The following is a 24,894-nucleotide window of genomic DNA, read 5'->3' as shown; positions in this document are numbered from 1 at the left end:
TGACGGTCTCGCCTCAGGCCCGGCGGCGCGGCTTGAGGCGCACGGTCGGCAGCACGGGCGCGGGGAGCGCGCGTCCGCCGTACCCGTCGACGGTGCCGAACGGTCCTGCGGGATCCGCCCCGGCGATCACGTCGGACTGCCAGCGCTCGCGGGCGGCCGCCACGTCGTCATGGCTGCGGCCGACGAAGTTCCACCACATCACCAGCTCCTCGGCGAACGGCTGGCCGCCGAGCAGCACCACGCGGGCGCCCGCGTCCCCGGCGGTCAGCACCAGGTGCGAGCGGCCGGGCGCCAGGTAGGCGAGGTCCGAGCGCGGGACGTCCGCTCCCTCGACCGCCACGGGGCCGGCGTCGACCAGCACGCCGTACTCCCAGGACTCCTCGACCGGCAGCTCGACCCGGGCACCCGGCTCGAGGTCGATCTGCGCGGCGACCAGCGGAGTGAAGGTGCTCGCGGGCACCGACGCGCCCAGCATCCCTCCGACGAAGACGCGGACCAGCGCGCCGGGCAGCTCCACGGGAATGCCGCGGTGGTGCTCGAAGAACGGATCGACGAGCCGTGCCTCCTCGGGCAGCGCGACCCAGAGCTGCACCCCGTGCAGGACGGGCGCGCCCCCGGTCGAGACCTCCGAGTGCGAGATGCCGCGTCCGGCCGTCATCAGGTTGAGCTCGCCCGGGCGCACCACGGCGAGGCTGCCGACGCTGTCGCGGTGCTCGATCTCGCCCTCGAAGAGCCAGCTCACGGTCTGCAGGCCGGTGTGCGGGTGCGGCGGGACGTCCATCCCGGCCTCCTCGCCGAGCCGCACCGGGCCGTAGTGGTCGGCGAAGCACCATGCGCCGATCGTCGAGCGCGAGCGCTGGGGGAGGGTGCGGCGCACCTCGATCGCGCGCGGACCGCCGAGCGGGACGAGCCGCGCCGCCAGGATCTCGACTGCGCCGGACTCGCGAGGGTCCGGCTCCGCGGCGACGGGGAGCTCGTCGGGATGCTCCTCCAAGTTGCTCATGCGGGAAGTGTATGCCTTCGCATGGACCGGTGGACGGGACCGCCGCCCGCACCCCTCCGGATCGCGTGCACGCCCAGGGCGAACAGGCCTGCTCACCGGGGGGAGCGCTGGTTACAGTCGACGTATCGGAGCCCACCCCTGCGGGTTCTGTAGGGAGTGACAGCATGTTCGAGAGATTCACCGATCGCGCGCGGCGCGTCGTCGTCCTGGCCCAGGAAGAGGCCAAGATGCTCAATCACAACTACATCGGCACGGAGCACATCCTGCTCGGCCTGATCCACGAGGGCGAGGGAGTGGCCGCCAAGGCGCTCGAGTCCCTCGGGATCTCGCTCGACGCTGTGCGCGAGCAGGTGCAGGACATCATCGGCCAGGGGCAGCAGCAGCCGACCGGCCACATCCCCTTCACGCCTCGGGCGAAGAAGGTCCTCGAGCTGTCCCTGCGCGAAGCGCTGCAGCTCGGCCACAACTACATCGGGACCGAGCACATCCTGCTCGGCCTCATCCGCGAGGGCGAGGGCGTCGCCGCTCAGGTGCTGGTCAAGCTCGGTGCCGACCTGAACCGCGTGCGCCAGCAGGTCATCCAGCTGCTCTCCGGCTACCAGGGCAAGGAGCAGGTCGCCGTGGGCGGTGAGCAGCAGCAGCCTCAGGGGGGATCGCAGATCCTCGACCAGTTCGGACGCAACCTCACCCAGGCGGCGCGCGACAACAAGCTCGACCCGGTCATCGGGCGCGAGAAGGAGATCGAGCGGGTCATGCAGATCCTCTCCCGCCGCTCCAAGAACAACCCCGTCCTGATCGGCGAGCCCGGCGTCGGCAAGACCGCCGTCGTCGAGGGCCTCGCCCAGGCGATCGTGCGCGGCGACGTGCCCGAGACGCTGAAGGACAAGCAGCTCTACACGCTCGACCTCGGCTCGCTCATCGCCGGATCCCGCTACCGCGGTGACTTCGAGGAGCGCCTCAAGAAGGTCACGAAGGAGATCCGCACCCGCGGCGACATCATCACCTTCATCGACGAGATCCACACCCTCGTCGGCGCGGGGGCCGCTGAGGGCGCGATCGACGCCGCCTCGATCCTCAAGCCGCTGCTCGCCCGCGGCGAGCTGCAGACCATCGGCGCGACCACGCTCGACGAGTACCGCAAGCACTTCGAGAAGGACGCCGCTCTCGAGCGCCGCTTCCAGCCGATCCAGGTCGCGGAGCCGTCGCTGCCCCACACGATCAACATCCTCAAGGGCCTGCGCGACCGCTACGAGGCGCACCACAAGGTGTCCATCACCGACGGCGCGATCGTCTCGGCGGCCAACCTGGCCGACCGCTACATCAGCGACCGCTTCCTCCCCGACAAGGCGATCGACCTTATCGACGAGGCAGGCGCACGCCTGCGCCTCTCGATCCTCTCGGCGCCGCCGGAGCTGCGCGACTTCGACGACCGCATCGCCGTGGTCCGCTCCGCCAAGGAGGCCGCGATCGAGGACCAGGACTTCGAGAAGGCCGCGTCGCTCCGCGACGAGGAGAAGCAGCTGCTCGGTGAGCGCCTGCGCCTCGAGAAGCAGTGGAAGTCGGGCGACGTCAAGGCCACCGGCGTGGTCGACGAGGGCCTGATCGCCGAGGTCCTCGCCCAGGCGACGGGCATCCCGGTCTTCAAGCTCACCGAGGAGGAGTCCTCGCGGCTCGTCTTCATGGAGAAGGCCCTGCACCAGCGCGTCATCGGCCAGGAGGAGGCCATCGCGGCCCTCTCGCGGACGATCCGCCGCACCCGCGCGGGCCTCAAGGACCCCAAGCGCCCCTCGGGCTCGTTCATCTTCGCCGGCCCCACGGGCGTCGGAAAGACCGAGCTGGCCAAGGCGCTCGCCGAGTTCCTCTTCGACGACGAGAACGCGATGATCTCGCTCGACATGTCGGAGTACGGCGAGAAGCACACCGTCTCGCGGCTGTTCGGCGCCCCTCCCGGGTTCGTCGGCTTCGAGGAGGGCGGCCAGCTCACCGAGAAGGTGCGCCGCAAGCCGTTCAGCGTGGTCCTCTTCGACGAGATCGAGAAGGCGCACCCGGACATCTTCAACTCGCTCCTCCAGATCCTGGAGGAGGGTCGACTGACCGACGGCCAGGGCCGTGTCGTCGACTTCAAGAACACCGTCATCATCATGACCACCAACCTCGGTGCTCGTGACATCGCCGGTGGTCCCGTCGGGTTCCAGATCGAGGGCGACAACGCCACCGGCTACGACCGCATGCGCGGCAAGGTCAACGAGGAGCTCAAGAAGCACTTCAAGCCCGAGTTCCTCAACCGCGTGGACGACGTCATCGTCTTCCCGCAGCTGTCGAAGCCCGAGCTGCTCCAGATCGTCGACCTCTTCATCAAGCGCCTGGGCGACCGTCTGCTCGACCGCGACATGACGGTGGAGCTGACGCAGCCGGCCAAGGAGCGCCTGATCGAGGTCGGGTTCGACCCGGCCCTCGGTGCGCGCCCCCTGCGCCGCGCGATCCAGCGCGAGATCGAGGACCAGCTGTCCGAGCGGATCCTGCACGGCGAGCTCGGCGCCGGAGACCACATCCACGTGGACTTCGCCGAGAACAGGTTCGTCTTCACCACGACCCCGCGTCTGATCTCGATCAGCGCCGGCGCGTCCACCGGAGCAGCCACGGCCGGCCCGGCGACGCCCGACCTGATGTCGTAGCAGGCTGCCGAACGACCCCGTGCCCGTCCCCTTTCGCGAGGGGGCGGGCACGTCGTCGTCCGGGGGTGCGCGCCTGCTCGCAGGATCCCGCGCCCGGTGCGCCCTAGGCTTGTCGAATGGCCGATTGGAAGTACCCGGTGCGCCGCGCGCGCACGAGCGATGTCCCCTTCATCCAGGAGCTCAGCGAGCCGCTCGTGAACGAGCGCATCCTCCTGGGCAAGGACCGCGTGGTGCTCTACGGCGCCGTGCAGGAGTTCCGCATCGCCGAGGACGGCCACGGGACGGCGATCGGCTGCGGTGCGCTGCATGTGATGTGGGACGACATCGCGGAGGTGCGCACCCTCGCGGTCGCGCAGGACTGGCTCGGGAGGGGTGTGGGCCACCACATCCTGGAGCGCCTCGAGAACGACGCGCGCGAGCTCGGCCTGAAGCGCCTGTTCTGCCTCACCTTCGAGGTCGACTTCTTCGCCCGCCACGGCTTCGAGCCGATCGGCGAGAAGGTCGTCGACCCCGAGGTCTACGCCGAGCTGCTCCGCTCTCCCGACGAGGGAGTCGCCGAGTTCCTCGACCTCGCCCGGGTGAAGCCGAACACGCTCGGCAACACCCGCATGCTGAAGACGCTCTGACCGCCGCCACGTCGTAGCCTGTCCCGGTGACTCCGCCGCCCCGCCGCCTGCCCTCCCGGGTCTACCGGCGACGCCGCGCGGGAGTGCTGCTCGCGCTGGTCGTCATCGTCGGGGGCCTGGCGGTGGTGCTGTCGCTGCTCCCGCGGATGACCGGCTCCGACGCCGCGTCGAGCCCCACGCCGACCGTCGTGCTGCCGACGCTCTACCCGACCACCTCGCCCGGTGCGACGCCCGGCGCCGCACCCGCCTGCTCGGCCGACTCCGTCGCCGTCACCGCGGTCACGGACGCCACGAGCTACGCGCCCGGCGAGGATCCGCAGCTCTCGCTCTCGCTGGCCAACATCTCGAGCACCGACTGCGTGATCGACGCGGGCACGAGCAAGCAGGTCTTCACGATCACGAGCGGCTCCGAGCAGATCTGGACCTCGACCGACTGCCAGACCGGCGCGGCCGATCTGCCGGTGCTCCTCCAGGCGGGCCGCTCGGTGATGGGCAGCGCGCTGACGTGGGACCGCACCCGCTCCTCCGCCGACACCTGCTCCGGCGGACGCGAGGCGGTCGAGGCGGGCGGCGCCGCCTACAACCTGTCGGTGTCGGTCGCCGGCATCCCCTCGGGCTCGCCCACGCAGTTCCTGCTCCAGTAGTCCGCCCGGGGGACGTGCCGGGCGTGCGTCGGCGCGTAGCATCGCAGGCATGTGGGGGCTGCTCGGCACGATCCTGTCCGCCTCGACCGGCCGGGCGGGGGTGGTCGCGCGGCGCGCGGCGGCCGTGGCCCTCGCGGTCCCGCTGCTGGTCGGCGGAGCGGCGGCGCAGGCCGTGGCGGCTCCGCACCCTGTCGCGGCTCCGCAGCCCGTCGCGGGTGTCGTGCGCGCGGATGTGGACGGCTTCCGGTTCTCGGAGTACTCGGCCGACTTCCGCCTCGACCGCGACGAGGAGGGCCGCTCGACGCTGACCACCGTCGAGACCTTCGTCGCCGAGTTCCCGCCGTCGCAGAACCGCGGCATGCAGCGCGCGATCCCGCTCGACTACGAGGGGCACCCGACCGACGTCGACCTGGTGTCCGTCACCGACGGCGACGGGGCGGCGCGGCCGGTCGACACCGAGCGCGAGGACGGCTTCCTCCTGGTCACCAGCGCAGCGGACGAGTTCGTCAGCGGCAGCCAGACCTACGTCTTCACCTACACGCAGCACAACACGACCCTCCCTGGATCCGGCACGCGCAGCGGCGAGGACGAGTTCTACTGGGACGTCAACGGCACGGGCTGGCGCCAGTCCTTCGACCGCTACGACGTGCGCGTCGAGCTCGCCGGGTCGCTGGCCTCCGCCGCGACGGGGACCGTCAGCTGCTACCGGGGACCGGAGGGCTCGACGACGCCCTGTCCGATCGGCCGCGACGGAGCGGTCGTCACGGCATCGGGGGAGTCGCTGGCTCCGGGGGAGAACGTGACCGTGGCGCTCGGCTTCGCTCCCGGGACCTTCACGCCGCGCGACGACCGCTACCTCGCCTCCGGCTGGTCCTGGGTGCAGCTGGGCGGCCTCGCCGCGGTCCTGATCGGCCTCGCGCTCGCCGTGCGCCGGCGCCGGACCGTGCTCCGCGACGCTCCCGGCCGCCCGACCGTCGTCGCCGAGTACGACCCGCCCGCGGAGGGGCTGTTCCTCTCCGCCGCGCTGCTGCGGAAGACGTCGAAGGCCCCCGCGGCCGGACTCCTGGACGCCGCCGTCCGCGGTCTCGTGCGCATCGAGGAGACGGGGGAGGGGCGGAAGCAGGAGTACGCCGTGCGGGTGCTCGACCCTGCGACGACGCCGACGCGACGCGCGGGACGCCCGCGGCCCCTCGCCTCCGACGACCGCGAGTTCCTCGACATCGCCCTCGGCCGCGTGCCGGGGACGGTGCGTGAGCTCTCCGGCAAGGACAAGGAGTTCGGCAAGGCCGTCGGACAGTTCCGGACCGCGCTGGGCAACCGGGTGACCGAGGCGGGACTGAAGAAGGCCGGGACGATCGGCGGCAGCGTGCTCGTGATCGTCCCGCTGCTGCTGGGTGTCATGGCCGCCTTCCTGGGCGCGATCCTCCTGATGACCCGCTCCTTCGGCGGAGCGCTCCCGCTCGTGCTGATGCTGGTCGCGATCGTCGCGGCCGTCGTGGGGACGGTCCTGGTCTCGAGGGTGCCGCTGACGGCCGCGGGCGCTGAGCTGCGCGACCATCTGCGCGGACTCGAGCTGTACATCCGCCTGGCCGAGGCCGACCGGATCGCGATGCTGCAGTCGCCCCGCGGGGCGGACCGGCGCAGGATCGGACCGGTCGAGGTGGTCGAGGTGACGGAGCGCCTGCTGCCGTGGGCCGTGCTCTTCGGTCTCGAGAAGGAGTGGTCGGCGGAGCTCGCGTCGGCCTACGAGCGCACCGGCGAGGAGCCGGTCTGGTACTCCGGACCGAACGGCTTCCACGCGGCGGCCTTCGCCGGCAGCGTGTCCTCGTTCTCGTCGTCGACGTCGAGCTACGTCGGATCCTCGTCGAGCTCCTCGAGCGGCGGCGCGGGCGGCGGCGGCAGTTCGGGTGGGGGCGGCGGAGGCGGCGGCGGGGGCGGCGTCTAGGGGCAGGCTGCGACGGGCGGCCGCGGCGGAGCGGACGCGTGCGGTGGTCGCGCGGAGCTGTCGGGTAGTGCCCATGGAGCCCGTGTTCGCCTCCGGTGGCGATCCTCGACCATGCGGTGGACGGGGGCACCCGCGGCTCCGAGCGGTGGACGGGTGCCTGTGCAGCATGCCGGGGACGCGGCCGTCAGTGCGCGGGGACCCGCTCCGGACGGATGCGCTCGGGAACGGGGACGAGCGCGTGGGTGATCGCGCTCGAGAGGGTGAAGGCGCTGGAGTCGAGGTGCGAGGAGTGCCCGAGTCGTGTCGCTTCGGAGGCGCGCTGCTTCGCTCCGGAGGCGGGCCGGATGTCTCCCGAGAGGCTGATCTCGCCGAACGCGGCGATCCCGGGCCGCAGCGGCGTGTAGGCGTGGGCGGAGGCGATGGCGACCGCGATCGCCAGGTCCGCCGCCGGCTCCATGAGCTTCACGCCGCCGACAGTCGACACGTAGACGTCGCAGCGCCGCAGGGGGATGCCCGCCTGCCGCTCGAGGACCGCGAGGATCATCGCGACCCGGGACGCGTCGACTCCGTTCGTGACGCGGCGGGGGTGCTCGCCGTCGTTCGCGATCACGAGCGCCTGGATCTCGACGGGGAGCGCGCGGCGTCCCTCCATCGCGACCGTGACGCAGATGCCCGGGGTGGGGAAGCGGGTGCGGCTGAGGAACAGACCGCTCGGGTCGGGGATCTCGGCGATGCCCTCGGCGGTCATCTCGAAGCAGCCGACCTCGTCCGTCGGGCCGAAGCGGTTCTTGAGCGAGCGGACGAAGCGCAGCGCCGTCTGCCGGTCGCCCTCGAAGTGGCAGACCACGTCGACCAGGTGCTCGAGCAGGCGCGGCCCCGCGATGGAGCCGTCCTTCGTGACGTGTCCGACGAGCACGAGGGGGAGCGCCCGCTCCTTGCAGACGCGGATGAGGGTCGCGGCGACCTCGCGGACCTGGCTGGGACCGCCGGGCAGGCCGTCGACGGTGTCGCTCGCGACCGTCTGCACCGAGTCGACGATGAGCAGGTCCGGCCGGACCTCGTCGATCTGGCCGAGCACGGTGGCGAGGTCGGTCTCGGCCGCGAGGAAGAGGCTGTCGTGCATCGCGCCGGTGCGCTCGGCCCGCATGCGCACCTGCGCGGCCGACTCCTCCGCGCTGACGTAGAGGACCCGCTGGCCCTCGGCCGCAGCGCGGCTCGCGACCTCGAGCAGGAGGGTCGACTTGCCCACGCCGGGCTCTCCCGAGAGCAGCACGACCGCGCCGGAGACGATCCCGCCGCCGAGCACGCGGTCGAGCTCGCCCACGCCGGTGGGGCGGTGCGCCGCCGACGTGATCTCGATCTCGGTGATGGGCCGCGCGATGCGGCCGGCGGCCGGAGCCACAGCGGCGACCGCGCGGACGAGGCCGGTGCGCTCGGTGCTCTCGATCACGGAGCCCCACTGCTGGCACTCGCCGCAGCGGCCTACCCACTTCGCGGTCGTCCATCCGCACTCCGAGCAGCGGTACGGGGCGGTGCGCGTCTTCGAGGAGGCCATGAGGTCCTTTCGGGGCGGAGGAGGGGGACGAGCGCGACGCTACGGGGGACCCCCGACACCGCCGCTCGTTCGAACGTGTCTTCGACAGTACCGTCGACCACCGATGCCGGGAGCGGGGCGCGCCAGGCCGGGGGAGAGGTCGCGTGGAAGCCGTCTGTGGAGGAGCGTCGTCGCGGAGGGGGCGGAGGCGGAGGATCGCGCCACGGAAGACGACGCCGCCCCGAGCGCCGCTCCGTCGGCGTCGGACGTCTGCGGGAGACTGGGGGACATGCCCTCGACAGTGCACGTCCTCAAGTCCGGCCGCCCGCTCGGAGTCAGCTGGTCCGGCCTCGAGGGCGCCGAGCGGGTCGTCGTCCTGGCGCATCCCGCTCCCGGCTCCTCGGACTTCGACCCCGACCCGGAGGCGACCGCGCGCCACGGGGTGCGCCTGCTCTCGTTCGACCGCCCGGGCTACGGCGCCTCCTCCCTCCTGACCGACCTCGACCCCGCCGGAGCGGGCGTCGGAGCCAGCCCCGAGCAGGCCGCCGCCGACATCGCCGAGTACCTCGCGACCGTCGGCATCGCCTCCGTCAGCGCCGCCGGCTGGTCGGCGGGAGGCCGCGTGGCCCTCGCGCTCGCCGCGAACTACCCCGGCCTCGTGGAGCGCGTCGCCGTGATCGGCACGCCCGCTCCCGACGGCGCCGTGCCGTGGGTCGGCGACGAGAACCGCGCCGAGCTCGCCCGCCTGGCCGACCTCCCGCTCGACGAGGCCGTCCGCGCGCTCACCCGCACCCTCGAGGGCGCCTTCGGCCCGACCCCCGCCCCGGACGCCCTGTTCGGGATGCTCGGCTCCGGCGACGCCGACACCGCGGTGCTCGAGGCCCCCGGAGTCCGCGAGCGGCTCTCCCGCATGCTCGAGCGCGCCGTCGCCCAGGGCGCCCTCGGCATGGCCGCCGACCTCATCGGCTACGGCGTGCAGGAGTGGGGCTTCGCCGTCGAGTCCGCCGAGCCACCGGCGCTCCTCCTCTACGGCGCGGAGGACGCAGTCGCCGGCCGCCGCCACGCCGAGTGGTACGCCGCACGGCTGCCCGACTCCCGCCTCGAGGTCGTGCCCGGCCGCGGCCACCTGCTCGCGATCCCGGAGTGGGACCGCGTGCTCGGCTTCCTCCTTCCCGCCTGACGGCGGCCCGTCCGCTCGATTGGCGCGACTTCCGGCCGTCGCGTACACTCGACCCCGGTACCGTGTCCGAGCGGCCGAAGGAGCATGTCTCGAAAACATGTGTGGGCTTGCGTCCACCGTGGGTTCAAATCCCACCGGTACCGCCAACGAGAAGGCCCCCCGCTTCCACGGAAGCAGGGGGCCTTCGTCGTTCTCGGCGTCGTGCGGCGGTCGCGACGTGCGGGTCAGCCGGCGCGGAGCAGCCAGGAGCGGCCGGCGCGCAGTGCCCGGTACAGGCGCCTGATCGCGTGGTCGGCCTCGGCCGAGCCGACGTCCGAGAAGGAGCCCGCCCCGCCCCAGAGCCCGAGCGCGTCGGCGGCCGCCGCCCGGACGTCTCGGCGGGTCGTCGCTCCGGCGAACAGCTCGTCGAGCCGGTCCGCGACGCGGGCCCGCGCGCCGTCCTGCTGCGACCGTCGACGTCGCGCACCTCGGCGACGGCCGCCGTGATCTCGGCGAGCACAGCGGGGATCGTGCGGTCCATCCTCCTGAGCCTAGGAGCGGGAGCGCGAGCGCTGCGAGGCGGCGTGGGTCAGGAGCGTCGCCACGACTCCGACGAGCACGCCCAGCGCGGTCTCGAGCGCCCGGTCGCGCAGCAGCACGAGCTCGTCGACGGGATGCGCGAGCTCGACCATGAGGATCGCGAGCGGAGTGACGAAGGCGAGGGTCAGGCCGTAGTTGCGGCCGACGACGAGCTCGGCGGTCATCTGGAGGAGCACCACCACCACGATCACGGCGAGCGGGGAGAGCGGCAGGGCCAGGAGCGCGGCCGCGATCAGCACTCCGACGATCGTGCCGAGCATCCGGTGGCCCGCGCGCACGAGCCGGGCGCCGGCGTCTGCTCCCGAGACGGCTGCGACGGCGGAGACCATCGCCCAGTAGGGGTGGCCCAGGCCCGTCGCGGTCGGCACGGTGCCTGCCACCAGGACGACGGCCCCGAAGCGGAGCAGGGCGGCGCGCGTCGCCGGACGGGCCGCCGCCGCGCGGAACGAGGTGCGCCACGGCGTCGGGGCGAGGCGGCGTGCGCGGGGGAGGGCGAGACCGCTCAGGCCGACGACGAGCGAGAAGGCGGCGGAGCCCGCAGCGAGAGCGACGGCGAGTGGGATGCGCGAGGGCTCGGACGGGACGGACGCGCACGCCGTGACGGCGAACACCGGGAACAGCGGGCCGGGCGGATGCCAGTGCAGGGCGTCGCTGAGATAGGCGGCCGCGACGGTCACGGCGACCACGACGGGGATGATCAGCCAGTCGCGGTGAGGAGAGAGGGAGACGACGGTGCCGAGGGTCACGGTGGTGACGAGGAACGCGGCTGCCGACAGCTGCATCAGCAGGCGCGGCCGGTGCGTGTGCTGGCGTCCGTAGAGGGCCGTGAAGGCGCCGAAGGTCGCATAGAGGGCGAGATCGGTGCGGCCGAGCGCCCAGAGGACGAGCAGCGGGACGGCGATCGAGACGCCGGCGCGCAGGGCGACGCGATGGGCGCCGGCGTGCGGGCCGAAGGCGAGGAGCTCGCGGGGGTGGGGCAGAACGGGGGTGGCGGCCATCGAGTCCTCTGATCGGGGTCCGAGCGGCGGCGGCCGGAGAAGTGTTTCACGGGTGAAGCAGATATACTTTACGTGTGAATCAGTCTGAAAGCCAGCCGGGCGACGCGGTCGACGAGATCACGGCGGGCTGGGCGGTGCTGCGGCCCGAGCTCGACACCTCCGCCGTCGACGTCGTCGGGCGGGTGATCCGCGCCTCCGCGCTGATCGTCCGGGCGACGGAGGAGCTGCTCGCCGCCCACGGGCTGACCCGCGGCGAGTTCGACGTGCTCTCCACGCTGCGTCGCGCCGGCGCTCCGCAGTCGCCGACGACCCTCCGGACGATCGCCCTCGCCTCCGCTCCCGCAATCACCAAGCGCGTGCACTCGCTGGAGCGTCGGGGCCTGGTGCGGCGCGCCGCGAACCCGGCGGACGGGCGCGGCTCGCTCATCACGCTGACTCGCGAGGGGGAGGAGCTGGTCGACCGGGCCTTCCCCGAGGTGCTCGACGCCGAGCGGGTGCTGCTCTCGGGGGTGCCCGCCGATCTGCGGGCGGAGGCGTCGCGCTCGCTCCGCGCGGTGCTCGCGAGCGTCGAGGCGGCCGCGAGCCGGTGATGCGCGCGGGGACCGCGAGGCAGCGGGTGCTCGCTACCGTGGTCCCATGCGCCTGACCTCGAGCTTCACCGTGCCGACGCGGCCGCCGGTGCTGCAGCTGGTCAAGACGGCGGCGGCCACGGTCGTCACCTGGCTCCTCGCCGGCGTCGTCTTCCCGGGGACGCTGCCCGTCTTCGGCGCGATCGCCGCGCTCCTCGTCGTCGCGCCGAGCATCAACCAGTCGTTCTCCAAGGCCCTCGAGCGCTCGGTCGGCGTCATCATCGGCGTGATCGTCGGATCCGTGATCGGCACGGTGCTCGGCGGCGAGAGCATCATCGTGCTCCTCGCGATCGTGGCCGCGATCGCCGTCGGGTGGGCCGTGCGCCTGACCCCCGCCTCCGCGGTGCAGATCCCGATCAGCGCGATGCTCGTGCTCTCGGTGGGCGCGGTCACGCCGAACTACGCGCTCGACCGCATCCTCGAGACCCTCCTCGGCGCGGCGGTGGGAGTCGTCATCAACGTGCTCATCGTCCCTCCGGTCGTGCTGGCACCGGCCGAGCGGGCGATCGGAGACCTCACCGCTCAGCTCGCCGCCGCCCTCGACGACCTCGGCGACGCCCTCCAGGCCCCCGTCCCGCGACGCCGGCTCGACGAGCTGCTCATCAACGCCCGGCTGCTGCAGACCATGCAGAGCAAGGCGGAGGAGGCGATCGCGACCGGCGAGGAGTCCCTCCGCCTCAACCCGCGCCGCTCCGCCCACCGCGACCGGCTGCTGGCCCTCGACTCCGTCGTCCCGCGGCTGGGGCGCATCGTGACCCGGGTCCGCGGCATGACGCGGACCGTTCACGACCTCTACGACGACGAGCTCGTCGGGGAGCCGACGATCGCCGACATCGCCGTCCAGCTGCACCGGGCCGCCCACGATCTGCGGCTCCTCGTGCAGTCCTCGGTCGACGTTCCCGAGCCGGAGGCGATCACGGACGAGCTGCCCGCTCTCACCGCGCCGCTCGTGATCGCGACCCCGCATCCGCAGCACTGGATCCTGCTGGGGGCGCTCGCCGAGGATCTGCGGCGCATCCGCGAGGAGATCGTCGGCGCGGAGTCCTGACGGGCGGGCGCCGAGTGGCGTCGGCGGGAGGGCTGCTCTTTCTGCGCTCGGCGTCTCACGCCGCGCGACATGCGGCTCGTGGTGGCCTGCGGTGGTCAGCCGTCCTGCTCGCCGTCCTTCCTCGGTCCGCCGCCCTCGACGAGCTCGCCGTCGCCCGGGTCGGGAGCGACCTGGCGCAGTGCCTCGGGGTCGCTCGCCTCGGCGTGGAGGGTCTTGCCCTCGGCGATGAGGGAGTCGTCGTCCACGAGGATCCCGGCCAGCTCGGTGATGCGTCCCCGGAGAGCGCCGATCGGGTCCTCGGTGGGCGCGTCCTCCTCGGAGTGATCGACCTCCGAGTCGGGGTAGCGGCGGAGGGCGGCCTCGTCCCGGTCGGGCCGCGGTGCACGGGCGTGCTCGACGCAGAGGCGGGCGACCTCCTCGGCGTGCGCGTGCATCACGGAGTGGGAGGCGTCGGGGATCTCCCAGGCCCGCGCATTCGGCATCGACCGGGCGATCTCCTCCGCCCACTCGCGCGGAACGAGCCGGTCGAACTCGCCGCGGATGACGAGGGCGGACGCGCGGATCCGGGGGACGGTCTCCTCGATCCGGTAGTGCATCATCTCGGGCAGCACGCGGGAGAACCAGCGCGGTCCGCAGAGGAGGTAGGCGCCCGCGGCGAGGATCGCGACCTTGAGGGGCTCGCGGACGCTCGACTGGGCGAAGCGGAGCGCGGCGGTCGGGAGGCGGCGCTCGTGCCGGTTCATCACGGGTCCGAGCAGGACGATGGTGGTCAGCTCCGGACGGCGGGCGGCGAGCTCGGCCACCACCTGCGTCCCCATCGAGTGGCCGAGGACGACGGGATCGTCGAGGCCGAGCTCGTCGATGACCGCGCCGACCAGCTCGGCGTAGTCGCCGATGTCCATGCGCCGCGCGTCGATCGGGTGCGGCACGCCGCCGAAGCCCGGCAGGTCGAGAGCGTGCACCGGGCCGAACTCGTTGAGCGCGGGCGCGAGGCGCTCGAAGTACGTGGCCGCGACTCCGATCCCCGGCACGAGGACGAACGTGCGCTCGCCGTCGCGCCCCACTGTGCTCACCCGCGCCCAGACGTCGCGGTGGTGCACGCGCTGGACCGAGACGTCGGTGCTGCGGGTGCGGCGGTGCGGATCCCGCCCCCGAGAGCGCGTGGTCGCGAAGACGTCGCGGACTCCGCGCCGCAGAGTCGTGGCGAGAGTGGGGAGGAGGTCGCTCGGGCGGAGCACGGGGCCTCCTTCGATCGGGGGAGTCGGTCGCTGCGAGCCTAGGCGCTCGCCGCCGGGCTCAGATCAGCATGTCGTCCGACCTGTGGAGGATCAGGCGGGCCGGCCCGGTGTGGAGGACGCCGTTCGTCAGGGGGGCGGTGCGGACGCCGCCGCGCCTCCGCATCGCCCGGAACGCCCCGGGGGCGAGCACGACGTCCATCCAGGCGCAGGGGTTGGCCGGTCGTCCGCCCTGGAACTCGATCCGCTCCCCGCCCTGCTCGATCGCGAACGTGCGGCCGGCGAGCGCATCGACGTCGGCGCCGCGGACGATGATGTTGCGGCGGGCGTCGGCGGGGTCGAAGGGCCCTGCGCCGAGCTCGGCGGCGATGTGCTCGAGGGTCTCGACCGCGAAGAGCGTGATCGCCGCGGGGCGGTGCGCGCGCTGGGCGAAGAAGCGGTCGCCGACGATGCCGAGGCCTGCGCGGATCTCGATCCGCTCGGGCTGCTCGTTGCCCTCGGACGGCACCGGGCCATCGGCGGGGCGGCCCTCGTAGCGGTGCAGCGGAGAGACGACGAAGCCCACGAGCTCGATCGCGGCGGCCTCCATGAGCCCACGGTACGCCGTGAGGGGGAGCAGCGGCGTCCGCCCGTCGGAGGCTCTGCGAGGCGCTCCGGGACACCGCGACGGAGCCTGGGTTCTCGTGGCTGCGGCGGCGTCCCGAGACGGAGCCGTCTGCGCCGCCGCCGCCGATTCGCGGAGGGGGCTCCCGGCATGTATAGTCGTACCTCGTTGCGTGCGCCTCTGGCCCACGCGATGGACTGCGCCCGTAGCTCAACGGATAGAGCATCTGACTACGGATCAGAAGGTTGGGGGTTCGAATCCCTCCGGGCGCACTCTGGTTGAGACAGAGCAGAACGGCCCGCTTCGGCGGGCCGTTCTCGTTTTAACGGTCGCTCGTTCCGGTGGCTGTCGGCGTCGGTCTCCCGGAGAGCGCGGGGCGACGGAACGGCCGGTCCTCCGTCTCGCAGGACGCCTCTTCGCGCCGTCGACGGCGCCGACCGTCTTCCGCCCGCATCCGCGATCAGTCCTCGCCCGCGCTCGCGGTCACTCCGCGCAGGCTCCGCGATCACCCGTCGCGAGCACGCCGCTCGGCTCTTCTCGCGCGCCGTTTCCTCCTCCACAGCGCCCATCTCGCGCCGTTCTCCACGGATGCAGCCGTACCGGCCGCGGTGACGTCGAACCGAGCAATACTCTCCTTCCGTGGGGCTGAACGGTCGCCGCCGACGCAGTGCGCTCGGTCGGCAGAGGAGAGGACATCGGATGAGTCGAACGGAACAGTCGGGGCGGGACGAGCGCGGACGACCCCGAGCGCGGACGGCGCGAGCGCTGGTCGGCACGACGGCGGGCTGCGTGCTCGTGAGCGGGCTGCTGGGCGGAGGCCTCGCACCGCTGCCCGCCCTCGCCGCCGACGGTCCTCACACGACGATCGAGAACACCCTCCTGCAGGGAGGCGCGACGAACGCCGGCGTGACGACCGTCTCGGCCTGGGTCCAGAAGGGCGAGACGCTCCGGGTGGACCTCCACCCGCTCCAGGCGGGCTCGGGGACCGGCGAGGGCGAGACCGGCGGCGGTACCGCCCGGGTGACGGCTCCGGGCGGAGCCGTCCTCGACGAGCAGGACTTCGCGCCCGGAGCGGCGCCCTCGGTGTCCGCCGGCGGCTCGTTCGTGGCAAACGAGACCGGCGTCTTCCAGATCCGGGTGTCCGACGACGACGTGACGGCGCCGGTGAACCTCGTCTGGAGCATCGGCGTCCAGGACGCGCGGGGCGCGGCGGTCGCGGGCCGCGTGTGGTCCGACTCCTATGCGATCCAGTCCGGGGCGAAGGAGTCCTACTCCTCGCCCGAGGAGCGGCGCTCGTCCTTCACGCTCCACGCCGTCACGGAGACGGGCGCCCGCTACGAGCTCGGGCTGCGCGGCTACGACGGGGTCGCCTCGACGGTCCAGGCCACGAACAAGGGCAACGTGAAGGTCGGGTCGTCCGATCCGTCCTACCTCTCGGTCCCCATGCCGCAGTCGAGCGAGGCGGGCGGCATCGGGGCGCAGTACGTGCAGGCGTCCGGACGCTCCGGGATCGACGGCCTGCAGACCTACAAGCTCTTCCTGGACCCGCCGTCGTCCGACCTGCCGGAGTCGATCGCTCCGGCCTACCGCGCGCCGACGATCGAGGGCCTCGCCTTCCGCCGGTCGACCGCGGGCTCCGACGCGGGCACGCTGACCGGCGTCCTGGGGACGCAGCCGGGCACCGTCGTCGTGGACGTCGATGCGGACGGGGACGGCTCCTACGACGGCGAGCGCGACGTGCACCTCACCCGGATCGCGGGGACGACCGGTCCCTTCTCGGTCGACTGGGACGGACGGGACGCGAAGGGCGGGACGGTCGACGTGACCGACCCCGACGTCACCTTCCGCGCCTCCATCGGCCGCACGAACGAGTTCCACTTCACGCGGGTCGACGCCGAGACGTCCGCCGGCGGCGTGTCCGTCGTGAGGTCGACCGGCGGCGGCGACGACCCGTCGATGGTCCACTGGGACGACTCGCTCCTCGCCGGATCGAACTCGGAGCGGTACTCCGGCACCTCCGCGGTGACGTCCGGCGACGGCGGCACCGACTCATCCGGCGGGGTGCACCGCTGGGAGGGCGACGACTCCGGGCGAGGCCGCATCCCCAACGCCAACGACTCGGTGCACGGCTCCTACGGCGACCTGCGGGCGATCGACGACTGGGCCTACGGCTCGGACGGTGCGGTCGCGGTCGCACGCCTCGATCCGCTCGCGCCGCACGTGACCATCGCGAAGACCTCGTCGGTCGACTCCACCACTCCGCTGCTCCGCGGCGCCCGCGTGCCCTACCGGGTGACGCTGACCTCGGACGGGACCGGGGACTACTCCGACGCCGCCGTCATCGACTACCTCGACAAGGGCGTGCTCGACGACGCCGAGCTCGACTCCGGCTCCCTCCGCGCCTCGCAGGGCACGGCCACGATCGATGCGGAGACGGGCCGCATCTCCTGGGCGGCCGGCAGCCTGCCTGTCGGGGCGACGGCCGAGCTGACCTTCGACGTGATCGTGACCGGCGAGGGGGACCGCGCGCTGACGAACACGGCCTGCCTCGCCGATGCGCCCTTCGCTCCCGCCTCGTCCGGCACGGGGACCGACGCGAACCCCTGCGCCACCGTCCCGCACGACATCGGCGAGGGGTCGCTCCTGATCCGGAAGACCGCGTCCCAGGCGAGCGCCGAGCACGGCGGCACGGCGGGCTTCGACATCGTCGTGGCGAACACCGGAACGGTCGACGCGACGGACGTGACCGTGACCGACGTCCCGACGCTCGACCACCTGCTCGAGGCGACCATCGAGAACGGCGCCGGAGGAACGCAGCCGGCCACGGAGCCCGTCACGGGTCTCGACATCCCCGCCGGCGGCCAGGTGTCGCTGCACGTCAGCGGCCGGGTCGCCGACGGGTACGACGCCGCGACCCTGCCCAACCGCGTCTCGATCACCCACCAGCCCGAGGGCTTCGACCCGCCGACGGTCGAGAACGCCTGCGCTGACGATGCGACGTCGTCCTGCGCCGAGATCCCGGTGCCGCCCGTCGAGGGAAGGCTCTCCATCGAGAAGACGGCGATCGGGAATCAGGTCGACCACGGCGGGCGTGCCGGGTTCCGGATCGTGGTCGCCAACGAGGGGGCTCGGCCGGCGGACGGGGTGACCCTCACCGACATCCCCGAGCTCGCGCACCTGAGCGACGTCACGATCTCCCGGGACGGCGGCCCGGCGTCGTCCGACCTGACTGTCGAGAACCTGTCTCTGGCCCCGGGAGCGTCGACGACGTTCACCGTGACCGGACGGGTCGCCGACGGCGTGGACGCGTGGACCATCCCCAACCGGGCACGCCTGACCGAGGTCCCGGAGGGCTTCGATCCGACGACCGTCCTGCACCCGTGCGCGGACGACGGCGGAGCCAGCTGCGCCCAGGTGGCGGTGCCTCCGGTCGGACTCGTGCCGACGGTCCTCGCCTCGACGGGAGCGGCGGCCGGGCCCCTCGCGGCCGGAGCCGGCGCTCTGCTCCTGGCCGGCGGCGCCCTGACGGCGCTGCGCCGTCGCTCGACCCGCACCTCGTGAACCGGAGCCCGGGCCGCTGCAGCGCGGCCCGGGCTGCCGGACCCTCTCCTCGAAAGGCACTACTGCATGACCGAGCACGGCCTCCCCTACCGCATCACCGAGCGCTTCCCTCTCCCCGATGGACGCGTCGGCGTCAGCACCTGGTGGTCCGCCGACCCGGAGCAGCTGGAGCAGCAGCTCCGCACGCGCTCCGGGCATCCGCATCCCGAGAGGGAACCGGTCCGGAGACTGCACCTCGCGACTGCGACGATCGTGCTGATCGAGGAGCGGACCGCGGGAGGCTTCCGCCCGCTCGACCCCCGCCTCCGGGCCCGCACCGATCCGCGCTGGCGCCGGGCTCTCCTGCGGTCGCGCAGGTCGGCCCGGCTCCGGCAGATCATCGGCCCGCGGGACCTGCCGAGGACGGATCCGCCGGTCGAGGTGTCACGGCACGTCGATCCGACACGTCGAGTGTGAAGGAGGCGGGCGGAGAGCTCGGCACCTGATGCGCGGTGAGGGTCTCCCCGCAAGGACGCCGTCAGGTCAGGCGGCTTCCTCGAGGTCGTCCTCGACTGCGACGGGCGCGTCGACCGGGGCGCACGGGGGAGCCGACTCGGCTGGGGATGCCGAGGCCGCGATGCGCGAGCGCTCGAGCCCGGCGAGGAGCACGGCGAAGGCCTCCTCGAGCTCGGCGGTGTCGCGGAGCAGGACGCGCTCACCGCTCGTCGGATCGAGGCGAACCGTCCGGTAGGCCGGGCGGGGGAGATCGGAGACCAGGGTGATGATGCCGAGGACGACGCCGCTGCGGCGGGCGCGCGCGGTCCAGCGGTTGGCGTGGGTGCGGAGAAGGATCATGACCGGGGCCGTCCTCGGTGACGTGGTGCAGGAGCGGGGGGAGGGGGGTGTCGCTGGCGGTGCGGGGATCCTCTCGAAGCTTGCTGCACGAAGGGCCTCCGCTTCCTGTGCTTGACAGCAGAGCCGAGCAGCGGTCACCGGCGCCGGGCGGCCGCCGCGGCGTGCAGGGCCCGCAGGAACTCGGGGACGACCGGGTTCCCGGTGTCGCGGGCGAGCACACCGATCTCACGGCTCGCGCCCGGATCGTCGATCGGGATCTCGCGGACGTCGTCGTCGACCGAGGACGGGCTCGGCGGCAGGATCGTGAGTCCGAGGCCGGCTGCCGCGAGTCCTCGGGCGGCGCGGTAGTCGCCGACCTCGAACGCCGGCACCGGGTCGCGGCCGTCCACGGCGAGCAGGCGCCGGGCCGACTCGTGGAGGCCTTAGCCGGGCGCCAGCATGATCAGGTCGAGGCCGCGGAGGTCCTCGACCGTGACCGAGCGCCGCGAGGCCAGCGGATGACGAGGGTCCACGACCGCGAGGAGAGGCTCCGAGTAGAGGGTCGTCGTGGTGGTTCCGGGCAGATCGGGCGGATCCGCGACGATCGCCAGCTCGGACTCGCCCTCCGCCACGGCCCTCAGGCAGAGGGCTCGGGAGCCGTGACGGAGCCCGAAGCCGACCTGCGGCCAGCGGCGGCGGAACCGGCGGATCACATCCGGCACGAAGCTCTCCCCGAGGAGCGTCTGGAAGGCGAGGTCGATCCGGCCGTGCTCCACGTCGCCCGCCTGCCGCACCTCCGCGAGGCCGGCGCGGATCACCGACATGCCGTCCTGAGCGGCCTCGGCGAGACGGGTCCCCGCCTCCGTCAGCACCACCCCGCGGCCCTCCCGGCGGACCAGGGGAGTGCCGACCAGGGCGGACAGCCGGGCGAGCGACCGGCTCGCGGTCGGCTGCGGGATCCCGAGCTCGGCGGCCGCCGCCGTGACGCTCCCGGTCTGGGCGACCGCGACGAGCAGGGGCAGGAGGCGGAGGGTCGCGGGCCAGTCGTCGGACACGCCACCACCCTAGATCCGGACATGACCAGAACGCATGAACAGTACGAGGAAGGACATTAGTCATGCACCCGCAGGCGGTCTACCGTCGGAATCATGAGCACCGCCGCACGCCTCCGACCGATGCGCGCAGCGGCACCCTTCTCGCAGCGGCGGCTGACCATCGCCCTCCTCGCCGCCGGAGTAGCGACCTTCGCCGAGCTCTACGCCGTGCAGAGCGTCCTCCCGCAGCTCGCGCGGGAGTGGGCCCTCGCCCCGTCCGACGCCGCGCTCACCGTCTCGGCCGCGACCCTCGGACTGGCGCTCTCGGTGCTGCCGTGGGCCTCGGTGGCCGAGCGCATCGGACGGCTCGAATCCATGCGGATCGCGGTCCTCACGTCCGTGGTCCTGGCGCTGCTCGCCTGCGTCGCCCCGACCTTTGAGCTCCTCCTCGTCCTGCGCTTCCTCGGGGGAGCGGCACTGGGTGCCGTCCCGGCCCTCGCCGTCGCGGCGATCCACGACCGGGTCGGAGGCGCCGGAGCGACGGCCGCCGCGACGGCGTACGTCTCCGGGACCACGATCGGCGGTGCCGCCGGACGACTGCTCGCCGGACCGCTCGCGGCGGCGCTCGGATGGCGCGGCGCACTGCTCGTCGTGACGGCCGTCTGCGCGGCGGCGGCGATCGTCTTCGCCGTGCTCGCGCCCCGGGGCGGCGGCGCGCGCGAGGCTGCTCCCGGCGGCTGGCGAGGGAAGACGGCGCAGGTGCTCCGCGATCCGATGCTCGTCGCGATCGCGCTGCAGACGTTCCTCGCGGTCGGCGTGTTCGTCGCGGTCTACAACTACCTGGCGTTCCGGCTCGAGGCGCCGCCGTTCGCACTCGCGCCCGCGCTCGTCTCCCTCCTCTTCGCCGCCTACCTCGCGGGAACCGTCTCCTCCCGGCTCGCGGGGAGATGGGGGCCGCGGATCGGCCCCCGCCTCGTCATGCGGATCGGCGTCGCCCTGATGATCGTCGGACTGCTGGTGATGCTCGCCGAGAACGTCGCCGTGGTGATCGCCGGACTCCTCGTCTTCACGGCCGGCTTCTTCGCCCTGCACGCGACCGGCGCCGCCTGGACGGGAGCGCGCGCGGCTCCGGCACTCCGCGGGCACGCCGGCGCGGTCTACACGATCGCCTTCTACGCGGGCTCGGCCGCCGGAGGCTGGCTCCTCGGCCTGGCCGTCGGAGCCGGTGGCTGGCCGGCGCTGACGGCGGTGACGATCGGCCTGCTGCTGGTAGGAGCGGGGATCGTCGGCCTCCCGTCGCGCACCACCGCGGCCGGGCGCTGAACCCCCGCCTCCGTCGACCGCACCCCGAGCTCCGCCCGGCACCTCCCCGCAGCGGGCGACGTGCGACATGATGGCCCGACTGCACGAAGCGGGGGACGGCATGGCGCGGAGCACCGGAGCGGACGGCTCCCCACGCGAGAGCGGCGGGACGGACGAGGGCGGCACCGACCCGCGCTACCACGCGGGCTTCCAGCGCGGCTACGACGGACGCGAGGCCGAGCGGCGCGGCAGCGGCGAGGAGCGCCTCCGCTCCCCGTTCCTGTCGGGCGGGACCTCGGGCATCGGGCGATCGGCCGGCCGGCGAGGTGGCGGGTCCGCTTCTGATCAGGAGGACGTGCGATCGGTCGGCGGCCCGACGGGCTCCCGAGTCTCCGGCCGACGGACCGCTCCGGAGCGCGCGAGAGCGGCGGTGCGGGCCGTCCCGACACCCGCGGAGCCGACCGCGCCGCGACCCGCGGAGCCGACTGTCCCACTCCCGACCGAGCCGACCGTCCCGCTCCCCGCCGAACCCGACTCCGCTCCCGGCGACGCGGCGCCCGACTCCGGTGACCGTCACGACGCGACCGACGCCGACCCCCGCCCTGCTGTCTCCACTCGACGCATCGCCGGAGCACTGGCGGTCGTCGGCGCCGTGAGCGTCCTCGTCGGACTCCTCGCCCTCTGGAACAGCTCCCACAGCTGGTACGACTACTCGCCGTCGCAGAGCGCCTTCGGGCCCGAGCAGTACCTCCGCGTGCTCAGCGACAACGCGATCGGACCGTTCCTCACCGTCGGCCTGATCGCGCTCGGCCTGGCGGTCGTGGTGCCGCTGCTGAGGGCTCCCCGCCGATGAAGCGGGTCCGCCTGCTCTGGGCCGCCGCCATCGCGGTCACCGTCGTCCTCTGGGCCGCAGTGCTCGCGCTCCCGGTCGTGGTCCTCCTGCTGCCGAACCAGTACCAGGGCGATTCGATCACGGTCCCGCCGGAGCTCTACGTGCGGCAGGCGCTCGCGATGGTCGCGCCGCCGCTCCAGACCGCCGCCCTGGTGATGCTGGGGGCGCTGATCGTCGTCGCGGTCGCGCGGCGCCCGCCGGCGAAGGCCCGTACGACGGACGCGGCGAGCGGCTGGGACGACGCCGTGCTCCTCGACCCGGACGGCCGCGAGCAGCACGGGACGGGCCCCGCAGGCCGCTGAGCATCCCCTGCTCGATCGGAGTCCGCCTCCCGGGAGCACCCGCTGCTCCCCGGTCTGAGCCGCTCCTCCGGACGCACCCGCCCCTCACGCCGACAGCAGCTGGAACCGCTCCCGCGCCGCCCCGCCGGCGACGAGGTCCGCGAGCAGCTCGCCCAGGACCGGTCCGAACGTGAAGCCGTGCCCCGAGAACCCGGTCGCCAGAGTCACGCGGCCCACGCGGTCGAGCACGAAGTCCTCGCCGGGCGTGCTGTCGTAGAGGCAGCTGATCGGAGCGGCGCTCTCCGCGTCCACGCCCGGGATCCACTCCGCGACGTAGCCGACGAGGCGGGCGAGCGCTCGGGGCTCGGGTTCGAAGGTGCGCTCGTCCGGATCGACGACGACACCGGTGCCGTGCTCGCCCACCTTCACCCCGACTCCGGGCGTCGCGAGCCCGTAGACGACGGGCAGGCCGGGGCGGTGGTGGGCGAAGCTCGGCCAGGAGTCGAGGGGCAGGTCGGTCGCGAAGTGCGCGGGCTGCTCCTGTGTGACGCGCAGCGGAGGGAGGCATCGGCCGGCCGCGCGGACGAGGCCGTCCACGAGGGGCGGCGTCCAGGATCCGCCGGCCACGACGACCGCGTCGGCGTCGAGGGCGCCGTCCGAGGTCAGCACGCGCACGTCGTCGGCGCGCTCCTCGATGCCCAGCACGCGCGTCCGCGTCCGGAGGACGGCGCCGCGTCCGAGGGCGGAGTCGAGCATCGCGTCGATCGCGGCCGCCGCGTCGAGGCGTCCGCCCTCGGGGTGCAGCAGGACGTCGGTCTCGAAGCGGAGTCCCGGCCAGCGCCGTTGCGCCTCGTCCGCCTCGATCCGCACCACGGGGATCCCGTCGCGCAGGAGGACAGCCTCGACGACGGCCAGGACGGCGGGGTCGCCGTGGTCGATCGCGCCGACCGGGTGCAGCAGGCGGCGGCCGGTCTAGGCTTCGAGCCGTGCCCAGGCGCGCCCGGCCCGTCCGGTGAGGGCGCGGTAGTCGTCCTCGAGGTAGCCGCGGCGGAAGATGCGCGTCTCGCCGTGGGACGAGCCGCGGTCGTGGCCCCGCTCGAACTGCTCGACGAGCACCACGCGATCGCCGCGCTCGGTGAGGGCGCGGGCTGTCGCCGCTCCGACCAGGCCGGCTCCGACGACGACGACCTCACGGGTCACGGGGTCTCCCGGGAGGCGCGGCGCACGCCGAGCAGGACGACCAGGCGGAGGAACCCGACGAGTCCCGTGCCGATCAATGCGGCGATCAGCATCAGCACGGCGACACCGGCCACCCAGGTCGTGTCGCCCGTCACCGACTGCGCCGCGAACTCGGTGCAGAACAGCGCCAGCCCGGCGTAGCTCAGGATGAGGACGGTGATCGTCCCGGGACGGCGGAGGCGCTGCGCAGGCGTCCGCCAGAGGGCGGGCGGCTCGAGCCAGCGGCGCAGCAGCCGGATCACGAGGGTGCCGACCAGGCCGAGGAAGCCGGCCGCGATCAGGATGATGCCCGCGCCTCCCAGCCCCGACGCCTCGACGCCGGCCAGCTCGAGGGCGATCCCGATCGCGACGCCGACGGCTCCTGCGCCGCCCGCGATCATCGCCGCCCACACTCCGAAGCCGCCGCGGAGGACGCTCTCACGCTCGGGACGTGACGGGTCGGCGTCCATCGGACGCTGCTGACGCGGACGGATCGGCGCAGGGGGAGCCGACGCCGGCGCTGCTGCCGGAGCGGCCGCGGCCTCGGACACGCCCCAGACCGGAGCGGCGTCCGGCGTCTGCGACTCGATCACGTTCTCGCGCACCGGCACGTAGCGCAGCGGCGCGTCGATCCGCACCTGCGGGCGCCCGCGCACGACGATCGTCGCCCCCAGGTCGGCCCCGCGCTCCAGCGCGACGGGTCCGAGGAGGAGCCCGACCGCCGGATCGATCCGCCACGCGTCCGACCGGGGAGCCGACCCGTACCACTCCGCTGACACGGCTCCGCCGAGGTCGACCGAGATCGGCCGCCCGTCGCTGTAGCTCGTCACCGGCACGAGCGACCGGCCGGAGTTGCGCACCCGCACGCCCACCCGCCACCAGTCGTCCCCGGCGTGCGTCAGCCGCACCTCGACGTCGACCAGCGACGCCGGCACCGCCCGCCGTCGTCCGATGACCACCGCGACGACCGCGAGCCCGGCGATGACCAGCCCGCCGAGCAGGCCGACCACTCCGATGAAGATCTCCATGGGAGCAGTCAAGCAGGCGCGGGTCGCCGGCGCGGGCGCGACGAGGTGGCCTCCGGGAGGCTTGA

At 73.5% G+C, this 24,894-nt stretch carries 19 protein-coding genes, 2 tRNA genes and 2 pseudogenes; 14 read left to right on the top strand and 9 right to left on the bottom strand.

All coding sequences use genetic code 11. The annotated features are described in order from the left end of the window. Positions 1–13: 13 nt before the first annotated feature. Positions 14–1,003, bottom strand: a complete 990-nt coding sequence (locus C5C54_RS02775) for a pirin family protein (protein WP_104287735.1) — start codon at positions 1,001–1,003, stop codon at positions 14–16. A 164-nt stretch (positions 1,004–1,167) separates the two neighbouring features. Between C5C54_RS02775 and C5C54_RS02770 the strand changes: the two genes are divergently transcribed. The 4 genes from C5C54_RS02770 (at position 1,168) to C5C54_RS02755 (ending at position 6,893) form a co-directional block, all read left to right on the top strand. Beyond that, entirely contained in the window at positions 1,168–3,678 is a 2,511-nt protein-coding gene (locus C5C54_RS02770; RefSeq protein WP_104226003.1) for an ATP-dependent Clp protease ATP-binding subunit, read from the top strand. Between the two features lie 116 nt (positions 3,679–3,794). After that, positions 3,795–4,304 (top strand): amino-acid N-acetyltransferase, encoded by a 510-nt coding sequence (locus tag C5C54_RS02765; protein ID WP_104224089.1) that lies wholly within the window; start codon positions 3,795–3,797, stop codon positions 4,302–4,304. Between the two features lie 26 nt (positions 4,305–4,330). Next, on the top strand, positions 4,331–4,948 hold the full coding sequence (locus C5C54_RS02760; protein WP_104287734.1) for a hypothetical protein: 618 nt from the start codon (positions 4,331–4,333) through the stop codon (positions 4,946–4,948). A 49-nt stretch (positions 4,949–4,997) separates the two neighbouring features. Next, a complete protein-coding gene (locus C5C54_RS02755; protein ID WP_181127837.1) occupies positions 4,998–6,893 on the top strand; it encodes a DUF2207 domain-containing protein in 1,896 nt (631 codons plus the stop codon). A gap of 184 nt (positions 6,894–7,077) precedes the next feature. Here the strand turns inward: C5C54_RS02755 and radA are convergent, their stop codons facing one another. Beyond that, positions 7,078–8,448 (bottom strand): DNA repair protein RadA, encoded by a 1,371-nt coding sequence (radA, locus tag C5C54_RS02750; RefSeq protein ID WP_104287733.1) that lies wholly within the window; start codon positions 8,446–8,448, stop codon positions 7,078–7,080. A gap of 268 nt (positions 8,449–8,716) precedes the next feature. On the opposite strand from radA, the gene C5C54_RS02745 reads away from it, so the two are divergent. Both C5C54_RS02745 and C5C54_RS02740 read left to right on the top strand, forming a co-directional pair. Continuing rightward, positions 8,717–9,607 carry an alpha/beta fold hydrolase gene (locus C5C54_RS02745; RefSeq protein WP_104273782.1) on the top strand — a complete coding sequence of 297 codons (891 nt, stop codon included), beginning with the start codon at positions 8,717–8,719 and terminating at the stop codon, positions 9,605–9,607. 56 nt (positions 9,608–9,663) lie between these two features. Continuing rightward, a tRNA-Ser gene (locus C5C54_RS02740) sits at positions 9,664–9,753 on the top strand. 384 nt (positions 9,754–10,137) lie between these two features. On the opposite strand, the gene C5C54_RS02735 is transcribed toward C5C54_RS02740, so the two are convergent. Continuing rightward, complete coding sequence (locus C5C54_RS02735; RefSeq protein WP_104225998.1) at positions 10,138–11,184, bottom strand: FUSC family protein; 1,047 nt, start codon at positions 11,182–11,184, stop codon at positions 10,138–10,140. 74 nt (positions 11,185–11,258) lie between these two features. Between C5C54_RS02735 and C5C54_RS02730 the strand changes: the two genes are divergently transcribed. Both C5C54_RS02730 and C5C54_RS02725 read left to right on the top strand, forming a co-directional pair. Further along, entirely contained in the window at positions 11,259–11,774 is a 516-nt protein-coding gene (locus C5C54_RS02730) for a MarR family winged helix-turn-helix transcriptional regulator (protein ID WP_104273783.1), read from the top strand. Between the two features lie 46 nt (positions 11,775–11,820). Continuing rightward, complete coding sequence (locus tag C5C54_RS02725) at positions 11,821–12,861, top strand: aromatic acid exporter family protein (RefSeq protein WP_104225996.1); 1,041 nt, start codon at positions 11,821–11,823, stop codon at positions 12,859–12,861. 95 nt (positions 12,862–12,956) lie between these two features. Here C5C54_RS02725 and C5C54_RS02720 read toward each other — a convergent pair whose 3' ends face one another. Together C5C54_RS02720 and C5C54_RS02715 are read right to left on the bottom strand one after the other, a co-directional pair. Continuing rightward, entirely contained in the window at positions 12,957–14,099 is a 1,143-nt protein-coding gene (locus C5C54_RS02720) for an alpha/beta fold hydrolase (RefSeq protein WP_181127836.1), read from the bottom strand. Positions 14,100–14,157: 58 nt separating this feature from the next. Continuing rightward, entirely contained in the window at positions 14,158–14,685 is a 528-nt protein-coding gene (locus tag C5C54_RS02715; RefSeq protein ID WP_104248232.1) for an MOSC domain-containing protein, read from the bottom strand. 214 nt (positions 14,686–14,899) lie between these two features. Between C5C54_RS02715 and C5C54_RS02710 the strand changes: the two genes are divergently transcribed. The 3 genes from C5C54_RS02710 (at position 14,900) to C5C54_RS02700 (ending at position 18,717) form a co-directional block, all read left to right on the top strand. Continuing rightward, positions 14,900–14,972: transfer RNA gene (locus tag C5C54_RS02710), tRNA-Arg, on the top strand. Positions 14,973–15,399: 427 nt separating this feature from the next. Further along, positions 15,400–18,261 carry a DUF11 domain-containing protein gene (locus C5C54_RS02705; protein ID WP_146078773.1) on the top strand — a complete coding sequence of 954 codons (2,862 nt, stop codon included), beginning with the start codon at positions 15,400–15,402 and terminating at the stop codon, positions 18,259–18,261. Positions 18,262–18,327: 66 nt separating this feature from the next. Beyond that, complete coding sequence (locus tag C5C54_RS02700) at positions 18,328–18,717, top strand: hypothetical protein (RefSeq protein WP_104268538.1); 390 nt, start codon at positions 18,328–18,330, stop codon at positions 18,715–18,717. A gap of 66 nt (positions 18,718–18,783) precedes the next feature. Here C5C54_RS02700 and C5C54_RS02695 read toward each other — a convergent pair whose 3' ends face one another. Together C5C54_RS02695 and C5C54_RS02685 are read right to left on the bottom strand one after the other, a co-directional pair. Beyond that, the gene (locus tag C5C54_RS02695; RefSeq protein ID WP_104233493.1) at positions 18,784–19,095 is read right to left on the bottom strand and encodes a hypothetical protein; all 312 of its coding nucleotides are present in this window, start codon (positions 19,093–19,095) and stop codon (positions 18,784–18,786) included. 134 nt (positions 19,096–19,229) lie between these two features. After that, positions 19,230–20,129: pseudogene (locus C5C54_RS02685) on the bottom strand (LysR family transcriptional regulator). A 93-nt stretch (positions 20,130–20,222) separates the two neighbouring features. Here C5C54_RS02685 and C5C54_RS02680 point away from each other — a divergent pair. The 3 genes from C5C54_RS02680 to C5C54_RS02670 all read left to right on the top strand — a co-directional run bounded on the left by C5C54_RS02680 (position 20,223) and on the right by C5C54_RS02670 (position 22,604). Beyond that, positions 20,223–21,431 (top strand): MFS transporter, encoded by a 1,209-nt coding sequence (locus C5C54_RS02680; protein ID WP_104287728.1) that lies wholly within the window; start codon positions 20,223–20,225, stop codon positions 21,429–21,431. A gap of 100 nt (positions 21,432–21,531) precedes the next feature. Then, entirely contained in the window at positions 21,532–22,263 is a 732-nt protein-coding gene (locus tag C5C54_RS02675; RefSeq protein ID WP_104287727.1) for a hypothetical protein, read from the top strand. Continuing rightward, positions 22,260–22,604 carry a hypothetical protein gene (locus tag C5C54_RS02670; RefSeq protein ID WP_104287726.1) on the top strand — a complete coding sequence of 115 codons (345 nt, stop codon included), beginning with the start codon at positions 22,260–22,262 and terminating at the stop codon, positions 22,602–22,604. Before C5C54_RS02675 ends, C5C54_RS02670 begins: the two co-directional genes overlap by 4 nt. Positions 22,605–22,688: 84 nt before the next feature. On the opposite strand, the pseudogene C5C54_RS02665 reads toward C5C54_RS02670, so the two are convergent. Then, positions 22,689–23,783 (bottom strand): annotated as a pseudogene (locus C5C54_RS02665) (FAD-dependent oxidoreductase). Then, on the bottom strand, positions 23,780–24,829 hold the full coding sequence (locus C5C54_RS02660; protein ID WP_104287725.1) for a hypothetical protein: 1,050 nt from the start codon (positions 24,827–24,829) through the stop codon (positions 23,780–23,782). Before C5C54_RS02660 ends, C5C54_RS02665 begins: the two are co-directional and overlap by 4 nt. Positions 24,830–24,894: the final 65 nt, after the last annotated feature.

This window comes from Rathayibacter sp. AY1F2 (assembly GCF_002930885.1).
Classification (GTDB): Bacteria; Actinomycetota; Actinomycetes; order Actinomycetales; family Microbacteriaceae; genus Rathayibacter.
Note: the sequence above shows the minus strand (reverse complement) of the source record. Positions and strands in the feature narration are given on the sequence as shown.